Source organism: Bradyrhizobium sp. LB14.3 (genome assembly GCF_040547985.1).
Lineage (GTDB): Bacteria > Pseudomonadota > Alphaproteobacteria > Rhizobiales > Xanthobacteraceae > Bradyrhizobium.
This window is the reverse complement of record NZ_JBEPQT010000005.1, coordinates 42367-64242: the sequence shown is the minus strand read 5'-3', so window position 1 is coordinate 64242 and position 21876 is coordinate 42367. Positions and strand designations below refer to the sequence as shown.

The 21876-nt window shown below is 63.1% G+C and carries 19 protein-coding genes and 1 other RNA gene; 8 read left to right on the top strand and 12 right to left on the bottom strand.

Annotated features, from left to right (window positions below; all coding sequences use genetic code 11):
- Nucleotides 1–2 precede the first annotated feature (2 nt).
- On the bottom strand, nt 3–992 hold the full coding sequence (gene rsmH, locus ABIB00_RS12910) for a 16S rRNA (cytosine(1402)-N(4))-methyltransferase RsmH (RefSeq protein WP_354104598.1): 990 nt from the start codon (nt 990–992) through the stop codon (nt 3–5).
- Nucleotides 993–1515: 523 nt separating this feature from the next.
- Between rsmH and ABIB00_RS12905 the strand changes: the two genes are divergently transcribed.
- The gene (locus ABIB00_RS12905; RefSeq protein ID WP_354104597.1) at nt 1516–2298 is read left to right on the top strand and encodes an N-acetylmuramoyl-L-alanine amidase; all 783 of its coding nucleotides are present in this window, start codon (nt 1516–1518) and stop codon (nt 2296–2298) included.
- 109 nt (nt 2299–2407) lie between these two features.
- Here the strand turns inward: ABIB00_RS12905 and ABIB00_RS12900 are convergent, their stop codons facing one another.
- Entirely contained in the window at nt 2408–3640 is a 1233-nt protein-coding gene (locus ABIB00_RS12900; RefSeq protein WP_354104596.1) for an RNA polymerase sigma factor, read from the bottom strand.
- A gap of 22 nt (nt 3641–3662) precedes the next feature.
- On the bottom strand, nt 3663–4016 hold the full coding sequence (locus ABIB00_RS12895; protein ID WP_247347753.1) for a YciI family protein: 354 nt from the start codon (nt 4014–4016) through the stop codon (nt 3663–3665).
- Nucleotides 4017–4165: 149 nt separating this feature from the next.
- On the opposite strand from ABIB00_RS12895, the gene rnpB reads away from it, so the two are divergent.
- Nucleotides 4166–4592: RNase P RNA component class A (gene rnpB, locus ABIB00_RS12890), an RNA gene on the top strand.
- Between the two features lie 180 nt (nt 4593–4772).
- Here rnpB and ABIB00_RS12885 read toward each other — a convergent pair.
- Entirely contained in the window at nt 4773–5246 is a 474-nt protein-coding gene (locus tag ABIB00_RS12885) for a DUF983 domain-containing protein (RefSeq protein ID WP_354104595.1), read from the bottom strand.
- A gap of 49 nt (nt 5247–5295) precedes the next feature.
- On the opposite strand from ABIB00_RS12885, the gene ABIB00_RS12880 reads away from it, so the two are divergent.
- Nucleotides 5296–6666, top strand: coding sequence for an aminotransferase-like domain-containing protein (locus ABIB00_RS12880; RefSeq protein ID WP_354104594.1), 1371 nt, complete (start codon nt 5296–5298; stop codon nt 6664–6666).
- A 6-nt stretch (nt 6667–6672) separates the two neighbouring features.
- On the opposite strand, the gene ABIB00_RS12875 is transcribed toward ABIB00_RS12880, so the two are convergent.
- Nucleotides 6673–6933: a hypothetical protein gene (locus ABIB00_RS12875; protein WP_354104593.1), complete on the bottom strand. Its 261-nt coding sequence runs from the start codon at nt 6931–6933 to the stop codon at nt 6673–6675.
- 231 nt (nt 6934–7164) lie between these two features.
- On the opposite strand from ABIB00_RS12875, the gene ABIB00_RS12870 reads away from it, so the two are divergent.
- Nucleotides 7165–7908: a sulfite exporter TauE/SafE family protein gene (locus ABIB00_RS12870; protein ID WP_354104592.1), complete on the top strand. Its 744-nt coding sequence runs from the start codon at nt 7165–7167 to the stop codon at nt 7906–7908.
- A gap of 31 nt (nt 7909–7939) precedes the next feature.
- On the opposite strand, the gene ABIB00_RS12865 is transcribed toward ABIB00_RS12870, so the two are convergent.
- From ABIB00_RS12865 to ABIB00_RS12850, 4 genes are all read right to left on the bottom strand, one after another.
- The gene (locus ABIB00_RS12865; protein WP_354104591.1) at nt 7940–9340 is read right to left on the bottom strand and encodes an MATE family efflux transporter; all 1401 of its coding nucleotides are present in this window, start codon (nt 9338–9340) and stop codon (nt 7940–7942) included.
- Between the two features lie 57 nt (nt 9341–9397).
- Nucleotides 9398–11197, bottom strand: coding sequence for an ABC transporter ATP-binding protein (locus ABIB00_RS12860; RefSeq protein ID WP_354104590.1), 1800 nt, complete (start codon nt 11195–11197; stop codon nt 9398–9400).
- A gap of 326 nt (nt 11198–11523) precedes the next feature.
- Nucleotides 11524–13110, bottom strand: a complete 1587-nt coding sequence (locus tag ABIB00_RS12855; protein ID WP_247442588.1) for a DHA2 family efflux MFS transporter permease subunit — start codon at nt 13108–13110, stop codon at nt 11524–11526.
- Between the two features lie 25 nt (nt 13111–13135).
- Nucleotides 13136–14455 carry an HlyD family secretion protein gene (locus tag ABIB00_RS12850; protein WP_354104589.1) on the bottom strand — a complete coding sequence of 440 codons (1320 nt, stop codon included), beginning with the start codon at nt 14453–14455 and terminating at the stop codon, nt 13136–13138.
- A gap of 192 nt (nt 14456–14647) precedes the next feature.
- Between ABIB00_RS12850 and ABIB00_RS12845 the strand changes: the two genes are divergently transcribed.
- Together ABIB00_RS12845 and ABIB00_RS12840 are read left to right on the top strand one after the other, a co-directional pair.
- Entirely contained in the window at nt 14648–15283 is a 636-nt protein-coding gene (locus ABIB00_RS12845; RefSeq protein ID WP_354104588.1) for a TetR/AcrR family transcriptional regulator, read from the top strand.
- Nucleotides 15284–15336: 53 nt separating this feature from the next.
- Nucleotides 15337–15672 (top strand): DUF6665 family protein, encoded by a 336-nt coding sequence (locus tag ABIB00_RS12840; protein ID WP_354104587.1) that lies wholly within the window; start codon nt 15337–15339, stop codon nt 15670–15672.
- Nucleotides 15673–15854: 182 nt separating this feature from the next.
- Here the strand turns inward: ABIB00_RS12840 and ABIB00_RS12835 are convergent, their stop codons facing one another.
- Both ABIB00_RS12835 and ABIB00_RS12830 read right to left on the bottom strand, forming a co-directional pair.
- Nucleotides 15855–16613 (bottom strand): tetratricopeptide repeat protein, encoded by a 759-nt coding sequence (locus ABIB00_RS12835; RefSeq protein WP_354104586.1) that lies wholly within the window; start codon nt 16611–16613, stop codon nt 15855–15857.
- A 65-nt stretch (nt 16614–16678) separates the two neighbouring features.
- On the bottom strand, nt 16679–17362 hold the full coding sequence (locus tag ABIB00_RS12830) for a hypothetical protein (protein ID WP_354104585.1): 684 nt from the start codon (nt 17360–17362) through the stop codon (nt 16679–16681).
- 465 nt (nt 17363–17827) lie between these two features.
- On the opposite strand from ABIB00_RS12830, the gene ABIB00_RS12825 reads away from it, so the two are divergent.
- Nucleotides 17828–19309, top strand: a complete 1482-nt coding sequence (locus ABIB00_RS12825; RefSeq protein ID WP_354104584.1) for a sulfatase family protein — start codon at nt 17828–17830, stop codon at nt 19307–19309.
- A 219-nt stretch (nt 19310–19528) separates the two neighbouring features.
- Entirely contained in the window at nt 19529–19930 is a 402-nt protein-coding gene (locus ABIB00_RS12820; RefSeq protein WP_354104583.1) for a phage integrase N-terminal SAM-like domain-containing protein, read from the top strand.
- 169 nt (nt 19931–20099) lie between these two features.
- On the opposite strand, the gene ABIB00_RS12815 is transcribed toward ABIB00_RS12820, so the two are convergent.
- Complete coding sequence (locus ABIB00_RS12815; RefSeq protein ID WP_354104582.1) at nt 20100–21515, bottom strand: DUF1254 domain-containing protein; 1416 nt, start codon at nt 21513–21515, stop codon at nt 20100–20102.
- Between the last annotated feature and the right edge of the window lie 361 nt (nt 21516–21876).

The window sequence follows — 21876 nt, the reverse complement described above, 5'->3', positions numbered from 1 at the left end:
CGCTAGCCACCTCTCATGACGTCGGAGAGTTTTGGCCAGGGCGATTGCTCGCCATCGTCATGCGCAGGCGCCGAGGTGCGCTCGGCGGCGCGCAGTTTTGCAGACCGCGCGCGCGGGTTCTGCGCGACCTCGTCTTCGCCTGCGATCACCGGCCGCCGTGTCAAAAGCTGGAAGCTGGGCACAGCCTGCGACACTTCCGGCAGATGCCGTGAGCCGCCACCGGTCTTGCTACGCTCGGCCAGAAAATTCTTGACGATGCGGTCTTCCAGCGAATGGAACGAGACGACCACGAGGCGACCGCCGGGCTTGAGCACACGCTCCGCCGCGGCAAGCGCGGTCTGAAGCTCTTCGAGCTCTTCGTTGACGAAGATGCGCAGGGCCTGGAACGTCCGCGTCGCCGGGTGAATATCGCCGGGCTTGGAACGAACCACCCTGCCGACGAGATCGGCGAGCGCGCGCGTGGTCGTGAACGGCGTCTCCTGCCGGTCCGCGACGATGGCGCGGGCAACGCGGCGCGAATGCCGCTCTTCGCCGAGGAGATAAATGATGTCGGCGAGATCGCCTTCGGAGGCACGCGCCACGACGTCGGCTGCGGTCGGTCCCGCCTGCCCCATCCGCATGTCGAGCGGACCGTCGAGACGGAAGGAGAAGCCGCGGCCGGCCTGGTCGAGCTGCATCGAGGATACCCCGACGTCCATCACGACGCCGTCGACGCCATCGACGCCTTGAGCCGCGCAGATCTCGGCGAGGTTGGAGAAGCGATCTTCAACGAGCGTCAGCCGGCCCGCGGAGCGTTCGACCAGCTCGGCGCCGCCTGCGATTGCGGTGCGGTCGCGGTCGATCGCGATCAGGCGGGTTCCCGGCACGTCGAGAATCGCGCGGCTGTAGCCGCCGGCACCGAAGGTCGCGTCGACATAAAGGCCGCCTTCGCGCGGGGCGAGGTGGTCGACCGCCTCGCGGCCAAGAACGGGGATGTGCGGAGCCGAGTTCATGCGCCAAGCCTGCCGAGCGCCCCGCCGGACGTCCATGCGAGATCGGGGACGAACAAGCTCATAACGCCTCGCATGATTCCGCGTCGCGGCGGTTCCACGACCCAACCCCCGTCCAGGATGGTTGCCGAACCCGGTGACCCTGAGCCGCCAACCCAGTGTTCCCAGTGGAATTTGTCGGGCAGCCATGGGATTTCAAGCCAAAATACGCTTTGGCCGCCTCCGGACACGGGTCGGCTCTTCATCTCTCAGTAACGGCCCTTAGCGTTAAGAAAGCGTTGATCGGCTCGTGACAAGTCGAAAAGCTGACGCGACGGTGATGCTGCATCCACACACCTGCGCCAAAATGCACCCGTTAACCCCGTCTCCCGATTGCGCACGGTGGAGGGTAAAGAAATAGTAAAGAGAAGGGCTTGGCCCACTCTCTGTCTGTCTCGAGCTGTTTATGTCGTCCGGTTCGTCCACGCCGTCTGGATCTGATTCGAAGCGTCAACGCGTTCTCCCGGTTCCCAAGGCCGCGGCGAACATGCGGACGTTCGAGCCGGATTCCTCGATCGTCTCCGACATCATCCCCTCACCGAACCATGGCGACCGCAACAAGGGCCGGCAGCCCGATATGATCGTGCTGCACTACACCGGCATGCCCGACGTCGAAGGTGCATTGGCGCGGCTCTGCTCCGCGGGCACCGAGGTGTCGGCGCACTACGTCGTGCTGGAAGACGGCCGTATCGTGCAATGTGTGCCGGAGGCCAGGCGCGCCTGGCATGCCGGCGTTTCGTCCTGGGGCGGCCAGGATGACATCAACTCCTGCTCGATCGGGATCGAGATCGTCAATCGCGGCCATGACTGGGGCTATCCGGAATACCCGCTGCGCCAGATCGCCGCCGTGATCGCGCTGTGCCGCGGCATCATGCTCCGTCGCAAGGTGCCCGCGCACCGGGTGCTCGGCCATTCCGACGTCGCGCCCGCGCGCAAGAAGGATCCCGGCGAAAAATTTCCGTGGCATTCGCTGGCCAATTCAGGCGTCGGCCACTGGGTCACGCCCGCGCCGGTCGTGCGCGGCGAGAGCCTGATGCTCGGCACCATCAGCGACGAGGTGTTGAGCCTGCAGCAGGCGCTCGCCAGATACGGCTACGGCGTTCCCTTGACCGGCAAATACGACGCCGGGACGATGGAAGTCGTCACCGCGTTTCAGCGGCACTTCCGGCCGGCGCGACTGGATGGAGTCGCGGATCACTCCACCCTGTCGACCTTGCAGGCGCTGTTGGGGAGCTTGCCGGCCGAGGGGACGGTGGTCGCGTCAAAATAGCTGACGTCTTCGACAACATGACCTCTTGCTCCGTCATGCCCGGGCTTCCACGTCTTTGTCGCGCAGGAAGAACGTGGATGGCCGCGACAAGCCCGGCGATGACGGAAACTCAGTTCATCTCCCTCACTCTTCGCGCGTAGAGCCGTCGCAGCGGCTCGAGCTGCGTCGCCTCCGTCGCCGTAGCATACGCCTCCATCGCCTCCTCCTTCCGGCCGAGCCGCCGCAACAGATCCGCCCGCACCGCCGGCAGCAGCTCGTAACCATCGAGCCCGCCGCGGGCGGCGATCGCATCCACCAGATCGAGCGCGCGTGCCGGTCCGTCGACCATCGACACCGCCGCCGCGTGATTCAGTTCAACCACCGGCGACGGGTTGATGCGTAGCAGGACCTCGTAGAGCCCGGCAATCTGCGGCCAGTCGGTCTGCTCATAGCTCGGCGCACGCGCATGCAGTGCGGCGATCGCGGCTTGTACTGCATAGGGCTGCGGCCGGCCGGGCACGCGTAACGCGTCGTCCACCATACGCAGGCCCTCCTCGATCTGTGCACGGTCCCACCGTGAGCGGTCCTGCTCTTCCAGCAGCACGATATCGCCGGCGGCGGTCTCACGCCCGGCGCGGCGCGCATCGTGCAGCAGCATCAGCGCCAGCAGGCCCTTGATGCCGGTCCGATCGGGTAGCAGACGATCGAGCAAACGGCCGAGCCTGATAGCCTCGGCCGCGAGATCGGGCCGCATCAAATCCGCACCCGACGTCGCCACATAGCCTTCGGTGAACACGAGATAGATCACGGCGAGTACACCGTCGAGCCGCGGCACCAGCGTGTCGCGCTCGGGCACCTCATAGGGAATGCCGGCGAGCCTGATCTTCTGCTTGGCGCGGACGAGACGCTGCGCCATCGCCTCCTCACCGACAAGGAAGGCGCGCGCCACCTGCGCGGTGGAGAGCCCGCAGACGGTGCGCAGCGTCAGCGCGACCTGGACCTCGGGCGCGAACGCGGGATGGCAGCAGGTGAAGATCAGCCGCAGCATGTCGTCGTCGAGCATCGCCGACGGCTCGTCGGTCGCCTGCGCGTTCAGCTCGAGCTCGTGCACAAGTGCCTGCTGCTTGCCGCGGAAGACGGCCTGCCGGCGAATCCGGTCGATCACCTTGTGCTTGGCGACGTTGACCAGCCAGGCGCGCGGGTTGTCGGGAAACTCGCCCGCCGGCCAGTGCTCCAGCGCAACCGCGAAGGCGTCCTGGAGCGCATCCTCGGCGAGATCGAAATCGCCGACGAGGCGGATCAGCGTGGCCAGCGCCCGCCCCGCCTCGTCGCGGAAGATTTTGTCGATCTCGGACAGTGTCATGCGCCGATGCGCGGCTGCGCCATCACTTGTCGTAGACCCAGATCGGCCGCACCTCGATCGAACCGATGCGCGCCGACGGAATCCGGGACGCGATCTCGATCGCAGTATCGAGATCCTTGGCCTCCACGAGATAATAGCCGCCGAGTTGCTCGCGCGTTTCGGCAAACGGGCCGTCGGTCGTCAGCGTCTTGCCGTCGCGCACGCGGACCGTCGTCGCGGTCGTGGTCGGCTGCAACCGGTCGCCGGCCTTGAAATTGCCGCTCTGGATGATGCCTTGCGTGAAGGCCTGGTATTCGCTCATCATCTTCTGGGCCGTGGCAGCGTCGTTCTTCGCGTATTCGACCTCATTCTGGTAGATCATCAGCAGATACTGCATCGCTTCACTCCTGTGTGTTCGGGGGATCACCGACATCCAGTCGAACGGGGCACGCACCAAACGACATGTTCAGGATAAATTATCTGAAGGTCGCGTGCGCGGCGATATCGGCTTGACGGAACCGTCGCAAATGCTCCATGCGTAAGCCGTCAGTCGGCCGGACGGCCGCCCCTGTAAGTGCCGAAAGGCCGCCGGGGAGGAAAGTCCGGGCTCCCTTGACATACGGTGCCGGATAACGTCCGGCGGGGGCGACCCCAGGGAAAGTGCCACAGAGAACGAACCGCCCTGCTTCGCCTTCGGGCTTCGCAGGGTAAGGGTGAAAAGGTGCGGTAAGAGCGCACCGCGGCTCCGGCAACGGCGCCGGCATGGTAAACCCCACCGGGAGCAAAACCGAATAGGGACGGCGTAGCGGGCTGTTCGCGAAAGCGATAACGCCGCGGGGCGATGTCAGGCCCGCCGTCCGGGTAGGTTGCTCGAGGCCATGTGCAAACATGGTCCCAGAGGAATGGCCGTCACGTATCGTTCGCGCAAGCGGACGATGCCTTACAGAACCCGGCTTACAGGCCGGCTGATATTCTAAAGCGTTTTCGAGCAGAAGAAAACGTGTCTACCAAGAAGTGACGAGGGGTTCGATGCTGACCGCATCGGGCCCCTCACCATTTTGGGGCTCGTTATCCGACGATCTCTTGCAACACCGCCATCAGCGCCTCTGGCGCCGTGACGTTCGGTGTAGCGGCCAGTCGCGCGATGTAAACGCTACGGCCTCCAGGCCGCGCGCGGATCGGCTTTCACGAAGACGGGTGCAAGCTGACCGGCCTCGCGCCGCAGCTTGCCTGGCTCAAAACCGTGCATGCCGATCTGCCACTGCAGCCCGACGATGGCGCCCTTGGTCGGTTGCAGCAGCGCGAGCGAAGCGAACAGCGTCACCGGCAGCCACACCGCCAGTTGCAACCAGACTGCCGGCGCGTAGGCGGTCTCGACCGCGAGGATCGCCGGGACCACGAGATGGCCGACGACGACCATCACGAGATAGGCCGGAAAATCATCGGCGCGCTGGTGAAACAGCTCCTCGCCGCAATGGTCGCAGGCGTCAGCAACTTTCAGGAAATGGCCGAACGCATGCCCTTCGCCGCAATTCGGGCATTTGCCCACGAAACCGCGCCACATCGCTTTCGTGAGAGAGACTGAACCGGTTGCCATGACAGCACCTCTTCCTTTCCGCTGATCCATACAATACTATCTTGTATCCATACATTCAAAGGATATGGGCTCAAATTGCATGGATTGGACTCCTACAATCTCGGAGCTGAATGGCCCGCGTTATCAACGCATCGTCGATACCATGGAGGCCGACATCGCAGCGGGCCGCCTCGTACGCGGGCAGCAACTCCCGACGCAGCGCGCCCTCGCAAAAGCGCTCGGCATTGACCTCACCACGGTGACGCGCGCCTATACCGAGGCGCGGCGCCGCGGCATCATGGAAGCCCGGGTCGGTCAGGGCTCGTTCGTGTCGGAGACCAGCGTGCGCCGCGCGGTCGATCTGCCGCATCCCGTCGCGATCGACCTCGCGATGAACGTGCCGCCGCATCCGCTCGAAGCGCAGCTGGACGAGCGAATCATCGCAGGGCTCGAGGCCATCCGCGCGCAATCGGGCCTGACCGCGCATCTCAACTACCAGCCGCCCGGCGGCAGCGCCCATGAGCGCGCGGTCGCAGCGCGCTGGATGCGCGCACGCGTTCCGCACGCACATGCCGACAAGCTCGTGATCTTTCCCGGTACGCAGACGATCCTGTTCAACCTGCTCGCCCATCTCGCCAGGCCCGGCGACGTGGTGCTGACGGAGGCCCTCACCTTCCCCGGCATCAAGGCCGCCGCGGCGCGGCTCGGCGTCAAGCTCGTCGGCATCGCCATGGATGACGGCGGCGTCCTGCCTGACGCGCTGGCGAAAGCGTGTCGCGCGCATAAGCCGAAAGCGGTCTATCTCATCCCGACGCTGCAAAACCCAACCACCGCGACGCTTCTCCCCGAGCGCCGCAGCGCCATCGCAAGGATCATCAGCGATGCCGATACGATGCTGATCGAGGATGACGCCTACAGTCTGCTCGACCGCTCCGCATTGCCGATCGCCAATCTCATTCCGGAGCGGACATATCTGGCGACCACGCTGTCAAAGTGCATCGCGCCGGCGCTACGGGTGGCCTATCTGGTGACGCCCAACGAGAGCTCCCAGCAGGAGATGCGCAACTATTTGCAGGCGACCGTGCAGATGCCGGCGCCGCTTATGGTCGCGCTGGTGACGCATTGGATCGAGACCGGCATCGCCGATCGCATCATCACCGCCATTCGCAGCGAGGCGATCGGACGCCAGCAGCTTGCGCAACGGACACTGAAGGGTTTTCAATTTCTGGCCAAGCCCGCAGCTCATCATCTATGGCTGCGGCTGCCGGAGGGCCGCCCCGACGTCGCGGCGCATCTGTTGCGAAATGGTCTCGCCATCGTCGCCGGCGAGGCCTTCACCGTCGACGGGACCGCGCCACACGCGGCACGCGTCTCGCTTGGCGCAGCGCGCAACAGAGCGGAATTGACCGAAGCGCTGCGCATCCTGGTCGGCGCGCTGCACAGGCCCGCCGACACCAGACAGATCGTCTAGCAATACTTATCGATGCTGGCGGCGATGGTGGGAGCGAACAGCCGGCGCGACGGGGGACGGATAGGCCGCATAGGCCTCGCTCGGCGCAACGGTCTCGCCGCGGGCCCCGCGCGCGGCGGGCGTGAGCTGGCCGCCATTCAGAACATCGCGGTCCGGATGGGCAGCCTGATAGGCCGCAGGCTCGGAAAACTGCGCCTGCGCCATTGTCGGCATCAAAGCCGCCGTCGACAATAGCGCGGCTGCAACGGCAATCTTCGTGCGGGTCATCGTCCTTCTCCATATTCTCGTTCGGGTGACCGGCCAATCGAACCGCATGATGGCGTCGGGCGGGCCCCCAGGTTGCGGTACGAGCATCATGTAGGCCTGTCTTTCGCGAACGTCCGCCGTCGGGGATCACGCTTGCGTGCAGTTTTGAAATTGACCGGCATAGCCGCAGCTGTGCTATGCGAGCGATGGCGATCAACAGTTCGGGATCGCTCAGATAACAGGGATAATCGGTTGGATACGCTCACCTACGCGCTGCTGCTGTTCGGCGCGCTGGCCGGAGGCTTCGTCTCGGGCCTTGCCGGATTCGGCACGGCGCTGATGGCGCTCGGCATCTGGCTCTACGTGCTGCCGCCGTCGCTCGCGGTGCCCCTGGTGCTGATCTGCTCGGTGGTCGCGCAGAGCTCGACACTGCCGTCGATGTGGAAGAGTTTTGATCTCTCGCTGGTCTGGCCGTTCCTGATCGGAGGACTGATCGGCGTGCCGCTGGGCACCATGCTGGTCGCCTCCGCCGATCCAAACGTGTTCAAGCTGAGCGTCGGCGTGCTGCTGCTGATCTTCTCGAGCGCGCTGTACCTCAACAAGAAGCCGCTCGCCATTGCCTTCGGCGGTCGGATCGCCGACGGCGCGATCGGCTTTGCCGGCGGCATTCTTGGCGGTCTCGCCGGATTGTCGGGCCCGCTGCCTATCCTGTGGGCCAACATCCGCGGCTGGAACAAGCACGAGCGGCGCGGCATCTTCCAGCTCTTCAATTTCACGGTGCTCGCCACCGCTTTGGTGTTGCAGACGGCCTCGGGCCTCGTTGAGTTCAAGGTCGTCTGGCTCGCGGTGGTCGCATTTCCGGGCACGCTGATCGGCGCATGGGCCGGCGCGCGCGTCTATCACGCATTGAGCGACAAGCATTTTGGCGATGTCGTGCTCGGTCTGTTGTTTCTGTCGGGCCTCGGCCTCGTCTGGAACAGTTTTGGCACGCACTAAATCCGCATTTTCTTCCGGGAACAAGCGATCGCTACGCGGGCGCACGTGCAGGAGACGGCACGGGTTCGGGTGCAGCCTGCTCTGGAGCCTCCTCTTGCACCACCAGGCGCTTCCCGAATTCGCGGCGTAGCAGCCACAAGCTCAGGCCCGCCTGCAACGTGGTTGCCGCGATCGACAGGTACCAGACGTACTCCATCCGAAAGCCCGGCCGCGTCGACAGCCAGATCGCCGGCAGCGAATAGGTGAACACGCGCGTTGCCGAGCTCCACAACACCGGCTTGGTATTGCCGAGGCCCTGGAACATGCTCGAGCAGGTGAAGATCAGGCCCTGCGCCACCATGTTGAGCGAGATGATCCGCAGGAACAGGAAAGCGACCTCCATGGTCTCGCGATCGTTCGAGAAGCCGGCGAGCAGGAGCTGCGGCTTCGACTGAGCAAGGCACATGAAGCCGAGCATCACGGCACTGGTGATCAGCGCCGCCTTGACGAAGGTTTCGCGCACGCGCTCGCCTTTTCCGGCGCCCATGTTCTGGCCGGCGATCGGCCCGGCGGCGAGCGCAATCGCAAGCGCCGGCATCTGGATCAGGCCCAGCACACGTTGTCCGATCCCGAAACCCGCCTGCGCCGCCGCGCCGAAATCGCGCAGCACGAAATAGACTACCGCCATGAGGATGAACATCATCGCGAACTCGCCGCCGGCGGGCAGACCGACATTGACAATGCGCTTCAGATGGTGCGCCTGCGGACGCCACTGCGCCGGATTGAAGGCGACATAGCGCTCGACTTTGCGGAAATACGCAAGCAGCATCACGACGCCGATCAACACCGCGATCGAACTCGCCAGCCCCGCCCCGGCAACGCCGAGCGCATGGCCCGTGCCCCAGCCCAAAATAAGGACCGGCGCCAGCGCGATATTGATGACCACCGCAAGCGCCTGCACCAGCATGGCGGGACGTACGATGCCGGTGGCCCGCAGCGCGGATCCCATCACCTGGGTCGCGAACTGCAGCGCGAGCGCCGGCATGAACCACAACAGATATTTGGTCCCCGCCTCGATCGTGGCTTGATCCGCCGCAACCGAGCGCATGTAGGCGCGCGACAGCGCGGCGCCCGCGACCAGGGTCAACAGGCCGAACAGCACCGACAGCACGATCGCCTGGTTGAAGATCAAATTGGCATCCGGCCGATCCTTGCGTCCCACCGCATGCGCGATCAGCGCCACCGAGCCGACGCCGAGCACCTGCATCAGCGCGTTGACGAGAAAGCCGGCATTGCCGGCCGCCGCTACGCCCGCAACCGCGGCATCGCCCAAGCCCGAGACGAAGTACAGATCGACCAGCTGGCAGAGCATGATCGTGATCATGCCCACCATGATCGGCGGTGCCATGGCCAGGATGTGCTTCGCGACGGAGCCGTTGGTCAGGTCTTTCATGTCATCCCACCCTTGACGACGCAGCCTCCGGATCTTCGTCCGCCGGCCGCGCGTCACTCATTCAGCTGCTGCGAGATGTCCGAGCTCCACCACCTGGCGCTCGAACAGTCCGCGATAAATGCCGTCTGGCTTGGCCGCGAGCTTGGCATGCGTGCCTTGCTCGACGATCTCGCCGCGGTCGAACACCAGGATCCGATCCATGCTCCGCACCGTCGACAGCCGGTGCGCGATCACGATCGAAGTCCGGCCCCTCATCAGCCGCTCCATCGCTTGCTGGATCAGCGCCTCCGATTCCGAATCGAGGCTCGATGTCGCCTCGTCCAGGATCAGCACCGGCGCGTCCGCCAGGAAGGCGCGCGCCAGCGCCACGCGCTGCCGCTCGCCGCCCGAGAGTTTGACGCCGCGCTCGCCGACAAGCGTGCCGTAGCCCTTCGGCAGGCGCAGGATGAAGTCGTGCGCATTCGCCAGCCTCGCCGCCTGCTCGATCGCCTCCACGCTGGCCCCGGGCCGGCCATAGGCGATGTTCTCGGCGAGCGAGCGGTGAAACAGGATCGGGTCCTGCTGCACGATCGCGATCTGGCTGCGCAGCGATTGTTGCGTGGCCAGCGCGATGTCCTGCCCGTCGATCAGCACGCGACCATCGGTGACGTCGTAGAGCCGCTGCACCAGCTTGACGAAGGTGGTCTTGCCGGAGCCGGAGCGGCCGACGAGACCGACGCGTTCGCCGGCGCGGATCGTAACCGACAGTCCGTCGTACAGCGGCGCGCTATGGCCGCCATAGTGGAACGTGACGCCGTCGAACACGATCTCGCCGCTCTCGATCGCAATCGGCCGCGCGTCCGTCGCATCCGCAATCCCGATCGGCTCGTCATGGATCGCCACCAGCTCCTCCATGTCGTTGACCGAGCGCTGGAGGTTGTTGATGTGCATTCCGACGTCGCGCAAATAGGCGTGGATGACGTAGTAGCTCGTCAGCACATAGGTGACGTCGCCGGGCGAGGCATGCCCGGACATCCACAGCAGCACCGCGCCGCCGATCACGGAGGCGCGCAAGACCAGCAGCAGCGAGAGCTGCGCCACGGCGGTGGTGTTGTAGCGAAGCCAGGTCCGCCGCACGCGTACGCGCCAGCGGTTGATGACGCGGGCGAGCCGCGCATCCTCGCGCGCTTCGGCGCCGAAGGATTTCACCACGGCGTTGCAGGTCAGCGCATCCGCCAGCGTGCCGCCGACCTTGGTGTCCCAGGCGTTGGAGGCGCGCGCGGCCGGCGCGATGTAGCGCGTCGAGAACAGCACCGTCATCGTGACATAGACCAGCGCGCCGAGCGCGATCACCCCGCCGAGCGAGACCCAGTGCACGCCGAGCAGGACCATCGACCCGATCAGCACGACCAGCGAGGGCAGCAGTGCCAGCAGGACGGTGTCGTTCAACAGGTCGAGCGCCCACATGCCGCGCGTGATCTTGCGCACGGTCGAGCCGGCGAACGAGTTGGCGTGCCAGTCGGTCGAGAAGCGCTGCACGCGCATGAACGCGTCCTGCGCGACCTCGGACATGATCTTCAGCGTGAACGGCACGATCACCTGCAGTCCTGCGAGCCGCAGCACCATCGAGGCCGCGCCGAGCGCCACGATGGCGCCGAACGCGACCAGCGCCGCGTGACGCGCATCGGAATCCGACGGACCGCGCGTCAGGGCATCGATCAGGTGCCCCGAGAATACCGGCATGAACAAGTCGGCGGCGGTCGCGCCCAGCAGGCTGCCAACGACGACAAGCGTACGCCCCGGCTGCTTCAGCCAGTGCCGGAACACGAAGGGCAGCACGACGCGTATCGCTGCGGGCTTTTTTGACAGAGCGGTCATGGCATCATCCGGCCGCTTTTGGCGCAGGCCGGCTCCATTGATGGACGCAGGCCGGCCGCGAGGGCCGAGACGGCGTCACTTGAACTTGGCTTTGACTTGGGGAGCGGAGCGATCGGAACTGGAAGCCCAATCGAAGCTGGCGGAAGAGGCCTCTAGAAGGCCGAGCACATACCGAGCCAGAACATCATCGAGCGCGGGCGTACGATCTGCGAATGCGACGAAATCATGCAAATCCTCCCGGTTCGATTGAATGAGGTGCGCTTTATAGATGTGCCATTGGTGATTTGCAACGGGGCTCGCGCGAGATCACGCACGAGTGTTGCAAATTAGTGCGCGTCGCCGCTAGCGCCGAACGGCGAGGCAGGCCTCTTCAGCAGCGTGACCGTGAGGGTGAGGCCGAGATAGAACAGCGTCAGGATGAAGAAAGCATCGCCGAAGCTCATCACCACGGCCTGGCGATGCACGATCTGGCTGAGCTGCTTCATCGCCATCAGCGTGGAGTCGCCGAGCCCCTGAAACTTCTGCATGAACATGGTCAGGGTTTCGGTCGCGGTGGCATTGCCCCAGGTCACGCGCTCCTGCAGGCGGGTGATGTGCAGGTCCGTGCGGTCGTTGAGCACGGTATTGATGACCGCAAGCCCGACCGCGCCGCCGAGGTTGCGCATCAGGTTGAACAGGCCCGAGGCATTCTTCACCCGGTCCGGCGCCAGCGTGCCGAGCGCGATGTTGTTGGTCGGCACCATCGCGAACATCATGCCGATGCCGCGCAGGATCTGCGGCACGAGAAGCTCGTAGAAATCGTAGTCGCGCGTGATCCAGGTCATCTGGTAGGAGCCGATCGCGAACACGACGAGGCCGAACGCGATCATGTACCGCATGTCGTACTTCGCCATGAGACGGCCGACCAGCGGCGCGACCAGGAACATGGTGATGCCCGAGACGAACATGGTCTCGCCGATCATCAGCGCGCTGTAGCCGCGCACCTCGGCAAGATAGCGCGGATAGATATAGGTCAGGCCGTAGAGGCCGATGCCGATGCAGAACTGAAGTACGCAGCCGATTGCGAAATTGCGGTTCGAGAACGTACGCAGATTGACGATCGGCTCGGCCGCCGTGAACACGCGCCAGAAGAAGGCGATCGCCGAGATGCCGCAGATCCAGGCGCAGATCGCAACCGAGGGGTCCTGCAGCCATTCATATTGCGGGCCTTCCTCCAGTACGTATTCCAGCGTGCCGAGGAAGCCGGCCATGAACAGCAGGCCCCACCAGTCGAAGCGGTCGAGCAATTCGAAATGCGGCTCGTCGAAATCGACCAGCGCCAGCACGCCCAGGGTGATGCCGATGCCGGGCACGATGTTGATGAAGAACAGCCAGTTCCACGACATCAGGTCGGTGATGTAGCCGCCGACGGTCGGCCCAATGGTCGGGGCCAGCGTCGCGACCAAGCCGATGATGGGACCGACGATGTGGAATTTGGAGCGCGGGAAGACAGTGTAAGCCGAGGCGAACACGGTCGGGATCATGCCGGCGCCCAGAAAGCCCTGGAGCGCACGCCAGAGGATCATCTCCTCGATGGTGGTGGCGAAGCCGCAGAGCAGACTCGAAGCGGTGAAGCCGGCGGCAGAAATCGCGAACAACAGCCGCGTGCCGAAGGCGCGCGACAAAAATCCCGACAGCGGGATCGCGATCACTTCGGCGATCAGATAGGCGGTCTGGACCCAGGAGACCTCACTGGAGCTTGCCGACAGGCCGGCCTGGATCTCGCTCAGGGACGCCGAGACGATCTGGATGTCCAGGATCGACATGAACATCCCGAACACCATGATGATGAAAGCGAACAGCCGCTTCGGCGCGATGCGCTCCGAAGCGGGGTCCGCCATCATGGCAGGTGAAGCGGTGGTGGCGTTCGCCATGGCCTGACCTCGAAGCGCCGGCGCGCTACTGCGGATGGACCGTGGTGGGATCGTCGAGATCGATTTCGCTGTCGGCGTCGACCGCGCCCTTGTTGGTGTCGACGGTCGCATAGACCGACATGCCGGCGCGGAGCAGGTTTTGCCTCGCGACCGACTTCGGCACCCGGATGCGGACCGGCACGCGCTGCACGATCTTGGTGAAGTTGCCGGTGGCGTTGTCAGGCGGGAGCAGCGTGAACACCGAGCCCGAACCCGCCGCGATGCTGTCGACGACGCCGGAGAACTTGCGCATGCCGTAGGCATCGACCTTGATCGTCACCGGCTGGCCGGGACGGATGCGCTTGAGCTGGGTTTCCTTGAAATTGGCGTCGATATAGACGTTGTCGAGCGGCACGACGTTGCCGAGCCGCTGGCCGACCGCGACGAAGTCGCCGGCACTGACGAGGCGATTCGAGAACGTGCCGTCGACCGGCGCGCGCACCGCAGTGAAGCTGAGATCACGCTCGGCCTTGGCGAGCGTGGTCTTGAGCTCGGCGAGTTGCGCCTGCGCTTCGGCTTGCTGCGCCTTGGCGACGTCGACATTGCTGACCGCGACATCATAGGCGGCCTGCGCGGCCTTGACCGCGGCGGCGCCCTGGTCACGTCCGGCTTCCGAAGTTTCGAAGGTGGCGCGTGAGGCAAAGCCCTTGCTGTTCAGCGCCTGCTGGCGCTCGTAATCAAGGTCGGCGCGCTTGAGGCCGGCTTCGGCGGACACGAACTGCGCCTTGGCCTGCGCGACCTGGCTGTCTAGCGCCGCAACCTGGCGGCCGATGCGATCGATGGTGGCCTGCTGGGTCGCGATCCTGGTCGCGGCGGCGTCGACTGCGATCTTGTAGTCGCCGTCGTCGATGCGGAAGACGATGTCGCCGGCACGCACCGTGGCGTTGTCGCCAGCAAGGATCGAGGAGATGTGACCGGCAACGCGCGCGCCCAGCATGGTGTTGTTGGCGCGGACATAGGCGTCGTCAGTGGAAACGTAGAAGCGCCCGACCAGCGTATAATAGCCGGCATAGCTCGCGGCCGCGAGCGCCAGCACCAGGCCTACTCCCATCATCACGAATTTGCGCTTGCCCGACTTCGGAGCGGCGGCGGCAGCGGTCGCCTCTGGGGCTGCGGCCGGCTTGTCGGTCACGGGTTTCTCCGGCGCATCGCTGGTGCGGCGCTTGGTTTCCTCGGTCACATGAGAGCGCAACTGCTCGGCGAGAACTGCGGACGTCTCGGTGGCGGCGTCACCGCCCGCGGGCGCCGGCGTCGCCACCGTGTCCTGGCGAAGAACGCGCGCAGACTGGTCTCTCAATACGGCCATAAAGGCTTCCCCAAAAGCGCGATGAGGGACGGCCGCCGTGCGGCCGGTTCCCTCTCGCCCATTTCGAATACCATTGACCGAACGGTTCGGTCAATATAGATAATATTCCCGGGCAGACGCTACTGGCCCGAATCCTTTATTTCGGTTTCATGGCCCTGGACCGATCCAAAAACCTTCCGAGACCCTAAACCAATGGTTGTAACCGGCCGCGAACAACTACACGTCGTCCAAGAAGAGGACAGCTCCAAGCGGCGCCAGATCCTGGACGGGGCGCGTAAGGTGTTCATGGATCTCGGTTTCGACGGTGCCAGCATGGGCGAGATCGCCCGCGCGGCGCAGGTCTCCAAGGGCACGCTTTACGTCTACTTCGCCGACAAATCCGCGCTGTTCGAAGCCATCCTCGAGCAGGAGGCGCTGCAGCACGGCCAGGTCGTGTTCAATTTCGATCCCGCCCGCGACGCCGAGACGACGCTGAAGGATTTCGGCCAGGCCTACATCCATCTGCTGTGCCGGCCCGGCGGCGGATCCGCAATCCGCACCGTGATGGCGATCGCCGAACGCATGCCCGATGTCGGCCGCCGCTATTATGCGCGGGTGCTGGACAAGACCATCAACCGCCTCTCCGACTATCTCAAAGCCCATGTCGTCCCTGGCGATCTCGATATCGACGATTGCGACCTTGCGGCGTCGCAGTTCATGGAGTTGTGCAAGGCCTCGCTCTTCCTGCCCTTCGTCTTCCAGGCCGCACCCGCACCGTCGGAAGAGCGCATGACCGAAGTCGTCGACAGCGCGACGCGGATGTTCCTGGCGGCTTATCGGGCCAAGTAGCGGCAAGCCGGGCATGCGTTGCAGGCCGTTCCGGCGGTCCTATATTCGGGCTCATGTCCCGTGATCTTCGGCCGCCGGTCGATATCCTCCATTACGAGATCGTTCAGGAACAAGCCTCCGCGCTTGGACGGATGGGCCACACGCTCGAACAGGCGCTGGCGCGCTTGCGCGAGTTCGACGCCGCCCATGCCCTCCCCGAGGGGCCGGCCTCGATGCAACCGGCCAGGCGCAAGCTGGTGATGGAAGCCGGCCACGCGCTCTGGATGTTCGTGGTGCAGCGTGAGGCATCCGGCTTGCGCGACAGCCGCCACATCATGCGGACCTACAATGTCCCGGCCGAGGTGCAGCGCTGCATGGGGCTGGTCCCAGTACCGTCGAAGTCGGCCTGAAAATGATTTTCTACGGCACCAGCCGCGAGGGCGTGCACTCATTGAGCGGCCGGCCGCCTGATGTCCGGTTTAACGCCAACACCGGCCGAAGAGCGGATGGCCTCCGAGGTCGCAGATGGGCCAATAGGCGACACTCAAGATGTAAGAGGCCGTCGACGTCAGCAAGCGAATAGCCTTGCTTCTTATTGCTCCCGGACCCCTCCCTTCCTCAGCCCATCGAGAATGTCGTCGATCTCGCGGCGAAACTGCGGATTGGTTGACATTGAGTAAACAAGATCACGGTACCAATGGATCGTGAAGTCTGGTCGCAGCTTGTTCAATTCAGTCAAGCTCCGCTGTGCCTGTTCCAATTGCCCCGTGGCTCCATAAGCCGAAGTCAGATCTACATAAGCGTACATGTGCGAGTTGTTCAGATTGACCGAGCGCCCGCATTCCTCGATGGCTTCTCCATATTGGTGCAGGTGCAAGTGTGCATGGCAGAGCCAGAAGCGCCATTGGAAAGCAAAAGGATCTCTGGGACTGAGACGGAGAGCCAACTGGACCGGCGAGAAGGCTTCGCGCGCGCGCCCGGAGGCGATGAGTGCAATGGCTTTAGTAGCGTAGGCAGCTGGATTATTTGGATCAATTTCAAGCGCCGTATCGTATTCAGCCAATGCCTCCTCAGGACGTCCAAATAGAAGAATGGTTTCCTTAGTCGTATGAGCACTCGCGCTTGCCGAGCTTTTGGACAGAACTCTGTCGATCAGGCCGATCGCTTGCTTTTTGTCTTCGACAACGGATGTAGACCATCGGTTGTTCACACCAGCCGCTAGACACCGCGCTTTGCCAATCATGGCTTCAACGTTGTCCGGATCGAGGCGCAGCGCGTCATCGAATAGGTCCTTTGCCTGACCATTTTGGATCTTCGACTGCGGCCCATAGAGCTTTGCCCAGCCGCGCATCGTGAAGTCCGTAGCGTCTGGATTTCTCGATCGGTCTACTTCGCTGCGACGGCTTTCCGCCTGGATCAATTCAATGTTAAGCGAGCGAGCCGCGCTGTGATCTGGTCCTGCAAGGCGGCGAGGTTCGTACGATCGCCGTCGAAACGATCGGACCAGACGTCCCGACCGCTCGCGATATCCGTAAGTGATACGTTGACCCGAACCTGATCCCCGTTGCGCCGCACCGCGCCCTGGACCGCCCAGCGGATGCCAAGGTCCTTGCCGAGTGTCCTGAAGTCGATCTGCTTGTTCTTGTATGTAAACGCCGTTCCGCGTCCGATAACGAACGCGCCGGGCATTTGCGCGAGGTCGGTCGTTAGGTCGGTTGTGATGCCGTCGGCGAAATAGTCCTGCTCCAGATCGTTGCTGACGTTTGCGAACGGCAGAATGACAAGTGACAAGCGGGGAGCAATGTCGGGCCGGGCCATAGCCTCCCTCTGCGTCTGTTGCTTGTCCGGAAACACGTCGGTGCGGAGCGTCTTCCACACAGTCCAATAGCCGACGAGGCCACCCGCGATCGCACCGATAGCCGCGATCGAAGCGAGCGCCCCGCCGATCAATTGCATTCGCACCCGGAAGCGGCCCTTAAAGTTGCGAGTCGATGCCGGTTGGTCCGGAGGCTCGTCATCAGATGGCGTTTTGTTCAGTGGGTCACTATCGGATGCCGGTTTATTCGGTCGGTCGCTGGAGGCTTCTGAGTCTGTCACCATTGCCTCCCCGCAGGGGCCAAACGCCCGGATGCTCGAACCTACCAGAGTTTTGTGGCTTTGCGTTGGTCAGGGTTGCTGACTAGGTTCACGGCTCTTACAAGTTGTTGCGGTGATGTTGAATGGACGTGCGGTTCGGGTCAAAAGCGTCGGTTTGGTGCTCGGACGAAAACTACCGGCCTTCCCTATGACCCGACATTTGGCGCTGGCGCGCTAACGGAAGCGATGGGCCAAACTCAGACCTGAGTTAGACACTCGTGCCGAATGAATTAGTCAACACGACCGACCTTAAATTAGTCACCAATCGCCACTCTTGCACGATCGATTGTGCAAGCTTTCCCATATAGCTTAGGTGTACGTTGCGGACGGAATCCTAGAGGTGGTGCTGGTTCTGCATATTTTGACGAAGCAATGTAAGCTGTTGACGAAAGCGACGATTTTCTTCAGTCCGCAAGGGGAAACTCATCCATGGTCCAGCAGAGCGCAATTTCCCGTCGCCGATTTGTCCAAACAACCGCCGCGAGTTCGCTGGCGCTCGCGGGAATAGGCCGAATCTGTCCCGCCGCGGCTCAATCGCGACAGCCGAACATCGTCTTCATCCTGGCGGATGACCTCGGCTACGCTGACGTAAGCTGCTATGGTCAGCGGGACTATACGACGCCGAACATAGACCGGTTGGCTGCCGAGGGGTTGAAATTCACACAGGCATACTCCAATTCGCCTGATTGCTCTTCGACGCGCACGGGGCTGATCACTGGGCGCTATCAGGCTCGCTTGCCGCTTGGGCTCGAAGAGCCACTTTCTCCTTTAAGCCCGAAAGGGATTGGCTTGGCGCCGAGCCATCCCACCTTACCATCACTGCTGAAGAAGGTGGGATATGGCACGACTCTAGTCGGAAAATGGCATCTTGGTGATCTGCCGGATTTCAGTCCGCTGAAAAGCGGCTATGACCAGTTTTTTGGGATACTCGGCTGCTGTGCCGATTATTTCAATCATGGGGCGGAGGCCTCGCAAACGTACATATTGCCGTTCCCCGGACTTGCGCATCAACTCTACGAGCAGGAGGTACCGGTTGAGCGTCACGGTTACATGACAAACCTCCTCGGCGATCGAGCGGTGCAGACTCTTGAAGGCTACGCCAAATCGAAGGAGCCGTTCCTGCTAAGTCTGCATTTCACGGCGCCGCATTGGCCATGGGAGGGGCCGGACGACGAGGCTGAGTCAAAGCGGATCAGGAACATTATTGACCGCGACGGCGGCTCCCAGAAGACATACGCGGCGATGGTGCAAAGTCTAGATGCCAATATCGGTCGGGTACTACACGCGCTTGACGCGAGCGGTCTCGCCAGCAACACCATTGTCATATTCACCAGTGACAACGGCGGCGAACGATTCTCTGATGTGTGGCCGTTCATCGGCATGAAACATGAGCTCCTCGAAGGTGGCATTCGCATTCCAGCGATCGTTCGCTGGTCCGGACGGATCGCGCCTGGAGCGGTGTCCGAACAGGTCACGATTACGATGGACTGGATGCCGACCTTGCTGGCTGCCGCCGGCACGTCGCCGGACGCGGCATATCCATCCGATGGTGAGGACCTCGGACAGATCTTGGCCGGCGGTGCGGGATCGCATCCCCGGAAGTTGTGCTGGCGCTATAAAGCGGGATCGCAGCGCGCCATCCGCGACGGCGATCGGAAATATCTGCGGATAGGGGGAAACGAATTTCTCTTCGATGTCGTGCGAGACCCGCGGGAGCGAGCGAACCTCATGGACCGGGAGAAAGACGTATTCGAACGGCTGAAAAGCGAATGGGCGGTTTGGGACGCTTCGATGCTGCCAGAACGGTCGCGACCCGCGTCTTATGTCCACCCGGGTAACTTCCTGGCTGACCACTACGGCGTCACCAACCCGCCGCCGGCGACCGCGACAATCAATGCTCCCACGAAGTGACTGTTGAGTTGGAAAAGACCTACCGCATTTGCCACTGTCGTCGAGGCGCTTCTCGTCGGTGTCGGCCTAGGACACTGATGTCTGCTTTGGGTCAAAGGACTAAGCCGCTCGCGCGGTAGGGCGCCGCGGCCGGCGGCACAGCAAACAGGATAGCGCTGTGGGGCGTCCTGTCTTGAAGATGAGGAGTTGGCAAACCTCACTCAAGACAGGAGCATCCCCATGACCGACGAGGCAATGAGCCCGTTGCGCCGGCGCATGATCGAAGACATGACGATCCGGACGTTATCGCCGAAGACCCAGCAAGGCTACATCCGCACGATCAAGAACTCGGCAGCTTTCCTTTGCCGGTCGCCGGACAAGGCGAGCTTCGAGGACGTCCGACGCTTTCAGCTGCATGTGGCCCAGAGCGGCGTCGGCACGGGAGCCCTCAATGCGACCGTGGCGGCGTTGCGTTTCTTCTTCAGGGTCACGCTTAAGCGATCCGCCATCAGGCTTGTCAACAAATCGCCGCTCAACGCCGGTTCTGCCCATCCGATCAAACCCGCCAACCTTCCCGATCGCGTCCGCAAAACGCGTTCAACGAACCTGGCACACACACCGCCAGCGACGAAATCCCCATAGCACCTGACGTGCCACCTCGCCCGACGTCCCGCGGTTTCCTCCTTTGGAGGTTTTCGTACGCCGGCCCCAGAGCGCGTGGCGCCATCATCGTGGGCCGGCATCCGAAAACCTTCACCAGGCTTTGCTGCGGCCATTGAAACCACGCTACTGACTTGGTAGTCCGTCGCAGCTATTGGACGGGTTCGACCTGGGGCAGCTCATATTTTCCCGACAGCACTTCGTCCGTGGGTTGATAGAGTCTCAGGATCACATAGAACGGGCCCTTAGGGGTCGGCAACCAGTTGGCGGCGTCGCCTGACGGCGGCGCGTTCTGCATTCGCACCTCGACGGAGCCATCTGCGCGAACGTTCAGGCCCTTGGTGCCTGAGCCGAGTTTGTAGCGGTGGATTGGATTTTCGACCAACAGCTTGTCGGTTGCGTCGTAGACGGTGAGCGACCAGAACGCATTGACTGGCGGCGCTTTGACGAAACGTATCATGTAGTTCTTCCCTCCGGCCAACTGATTGCCCTGGGCATCGGTCGACCGGAGCGGGTACATCGCTTCCTTCTCGCCGTTACCGCCGAGGTATGGCCCTGCTACCAGCGCCCTCAATGGGTAGTCATAGCCGAAGTTGTCGAGCCCTGTGGACCAACTCCAGCCGTTGCGGTCGACAGTCGAAGTGGCAAGGGCTGAGACGGCGACCTTCGGGCCGTCTGCCAGTGCCCGCAACAAACCCTTCCGCTGCGGTGGCGTCAGCTTCGACCTGTCGAAGCCGTTCTTTGTCAGGCCGATCCGGGCGAACTGACCGAAAAGAGCGGCGTCTTGGGCTGGCACTGCATTGGACTTGAGGGCAGCGGCCAAGTGCGTGAAGAAGCCGAATTCGTCACCTTCAATTGCGGGGAGAGGCGGGAGAGCTGCCGCAACCGGCGCATAGTTGGTATCCTTCCAGTGACTTAGCGGGCGCAGCGTGAACTGCTTCTGCAAGGCGTGCATCGGCGCAAGATCCTCGCCCTCTATCGCGCGCATTCGCCCCCAGAGCCATACCTTGTTGGTGGACACATCGAGTCGCTTGACGCCTTCGGGCAATTGACCATTCCATTCCGGCGGCACCAGCGCGTAGTCGCCTGGCTTGGTGCCGGTGGCGCGACGGCCCACGTAATGCTGCAGATTCTGCCACATATCGAAAACGTCGACCACGTAGTAGCGGTCATTTGTATCAGGTACGTGCAGGATAAACGGCTCGTCCAGCTTCACCACCGCGCTCATGTAGGCCGTGTCGTTGTTCGGTGTCGGCATGTCCTTGGCGTCCGCCGTCGCCACCGTCGCCGCCCAGCCGATCTGGTTGAGTGGCGCACGATAACTGGTGGGGGACTGCGGCCCCGACACATCGCTGTACTCCCGCGCAACGCGTTCCATCCTGACCAGCGGGTATCCCCAGATGTAGGCTAATAGACCTGTTTGATAGGCGTCGAGTTCCAGACCAGCGTTAATGTTTTCGGTGGTGGTCGGTATCGTCTCGAGCGCGTCGGGATAATGAGGCGTGGCGGCCCGGATATGGCTGACCAGTAGCGAGGCCGCGCATGCAATTGCAATTTTCTTGTACACGTCGATCTCCTTTCAAAGTGCCGCCAACCCTCTCTCTACTTGTGCAGTGCACAGCTTGCGCGCCAAGGTCGCTCGCTTCCGCCGGTCTGAGCCGCCGCGCCGGGCATCGACGCTTTCGGGCAACAAAGTTGCGACTGAAACGAGGAATCCTAAAGCCAAAATTGATGCTCGAGTGGTTTGATTGCATCCTCCGAGGCTCAGCTCAGTACCCCTAATAGTCCAGGTTGCAAGTGACTTCCTAATCACGCGACTGCGGTTTAGTTCCGCAAGCGCCGCCGCTATCGTGGCTACCTCGCTACGGTTTGGGTAAGACACACTTGATCAGCCATGGCGGATGACAACGGACGGTTCCAAGGTTGGC

What these genes read in the sequence shown, in the direction of transcription:
- ABIB00_RS12820 (WP_354104583.1), top strand. Translation starts at nt 19,529, where the DNA reads ATGACCGACGAGGCAATGAGCCCGTTGCGCCGGCGCATGATCGAAGAC.
- ABIB00_RS12875 (WP_354104593.1), bottom strand. Translation starts at nt 6,933, where the DNA reads ATGACCCGCACGAAGATTGCCGTTGCAGCCGCGCTATTGTCGACGGCG.
- ABIB00_RS12825 (WP_354104584.1), top strand. Translation starts at nt 17,828, where the DNA reads ATGGTCCAGCAGAGCGCAATTTCCCGTCGCCGATTTGTCCAAACAACC.
- rsmH (WP_354104598.1), bottom strand. Translation starts at nt 992, where the DNA reads ATGAACTCGGCTCCGCACATCCCCGTTCTTGGCCGCGAGGCGGTCGAC.
- ABIB00_RS12850 (WP_354104589.1), bottom strand. Translation starts at nt 14,455, where the DNA reads ATGGCCGTATTGAGAGACCAGTCTGCGCGCGTTCTTCGCCAGGACACG.
- ABIB00_RS12885 (WP_354104595.1), bottom strand. Translation starts at nt 5,246, where the DNA reads ATGGATCAGCGGAAAGGAAGAGGTGCTGTCATGGCAACCGGTTCAGTC.
- ABIB00_RS12830 (WP_354104585.1), bottom strand. Translation starts at nt 17,362, where the DNA reads ATGGTGACAGACTCAGAAGCCTCCAGCGACCGACCGAATAAACCGGCA.
- ABIB00_RS12905 (WP_354104597.1), top strand. Translation starts at nt 1,516, where the DNA reads ATGCGGACGTTCGAGCCGGATTCCTCGATCGTCTCCGACATCATCCCC.
- ABIB00_RS12835 (WP_354104586.1), bottom strand. Translation starts at nt 16,613, where the DNA reads ATGCGCGGCTGGGCAAAGCTCTATGGGCCGCAGTCGAAGATCCAAAAT.
- ABIB00_RS12880 (WP_354104594.1), top strand. Translation starts at nt 5,296, where the DNA reads ATGGATTGGACTCCTACAATCTCGGAGCTGAATGGCCCGCGTTATCAA.
- ABIB00_RS12860 (WP_354104590.1), bottom strand. Translation starts at nt 11,197, where the DNA reads ATGACCGCTCTGTCAAAAAAGCCCGCAGCGATACGCGTCGTGCTGCCC.
- ABIB00_RS12840 (WP_354104587.1), top strand. Translation starts at nt 15,337, where the DNA reads ATGTCCCGTGATCTTCGGCCGCCGGTCGATATCCTCCATTACGAGATC.
- ABIB00_RS12865 (WP_354104591.1), bottom strand. Translation starts at nt 9,340, where the DNA reads ATGAAAGACCTGACCAACGGCTCCGTCGCGAAGCACATCCTGGCCATG.
- ABIB00_RS12855 (WP_247442588.1), bottom strand. Translation starts at nt 13,110, where the DNA reads ATGGCGAACGCCACCACCGCTTCACCTGCCATGATGGCGGACCCCGCT.
- ABIB00_RS12845 (WP_354104588.1), top strand. Translation starts at nt 14,648, where the DNA reads ATGGTTGTAACCGGCCGCGAACAACTACACGTCGTCCAAGAAGAGGAC.
- ABIB00_RS12895 (WP_247347753.1), bottom strand. Translation starts at nt 4,016, where the DNA reads ATGCAGTATCTGCTGATGATCTACCAGAATGAGGTCGAATACGCGAAG.
- ABIB00_RS12900 (WP_354104596.1), bottom strand. Translation starts at nt 3,640, where the DNA reads ATGACACTGTCCGAGATCGACAAAATCTTCCGCGACGAGGCGGGGCGG.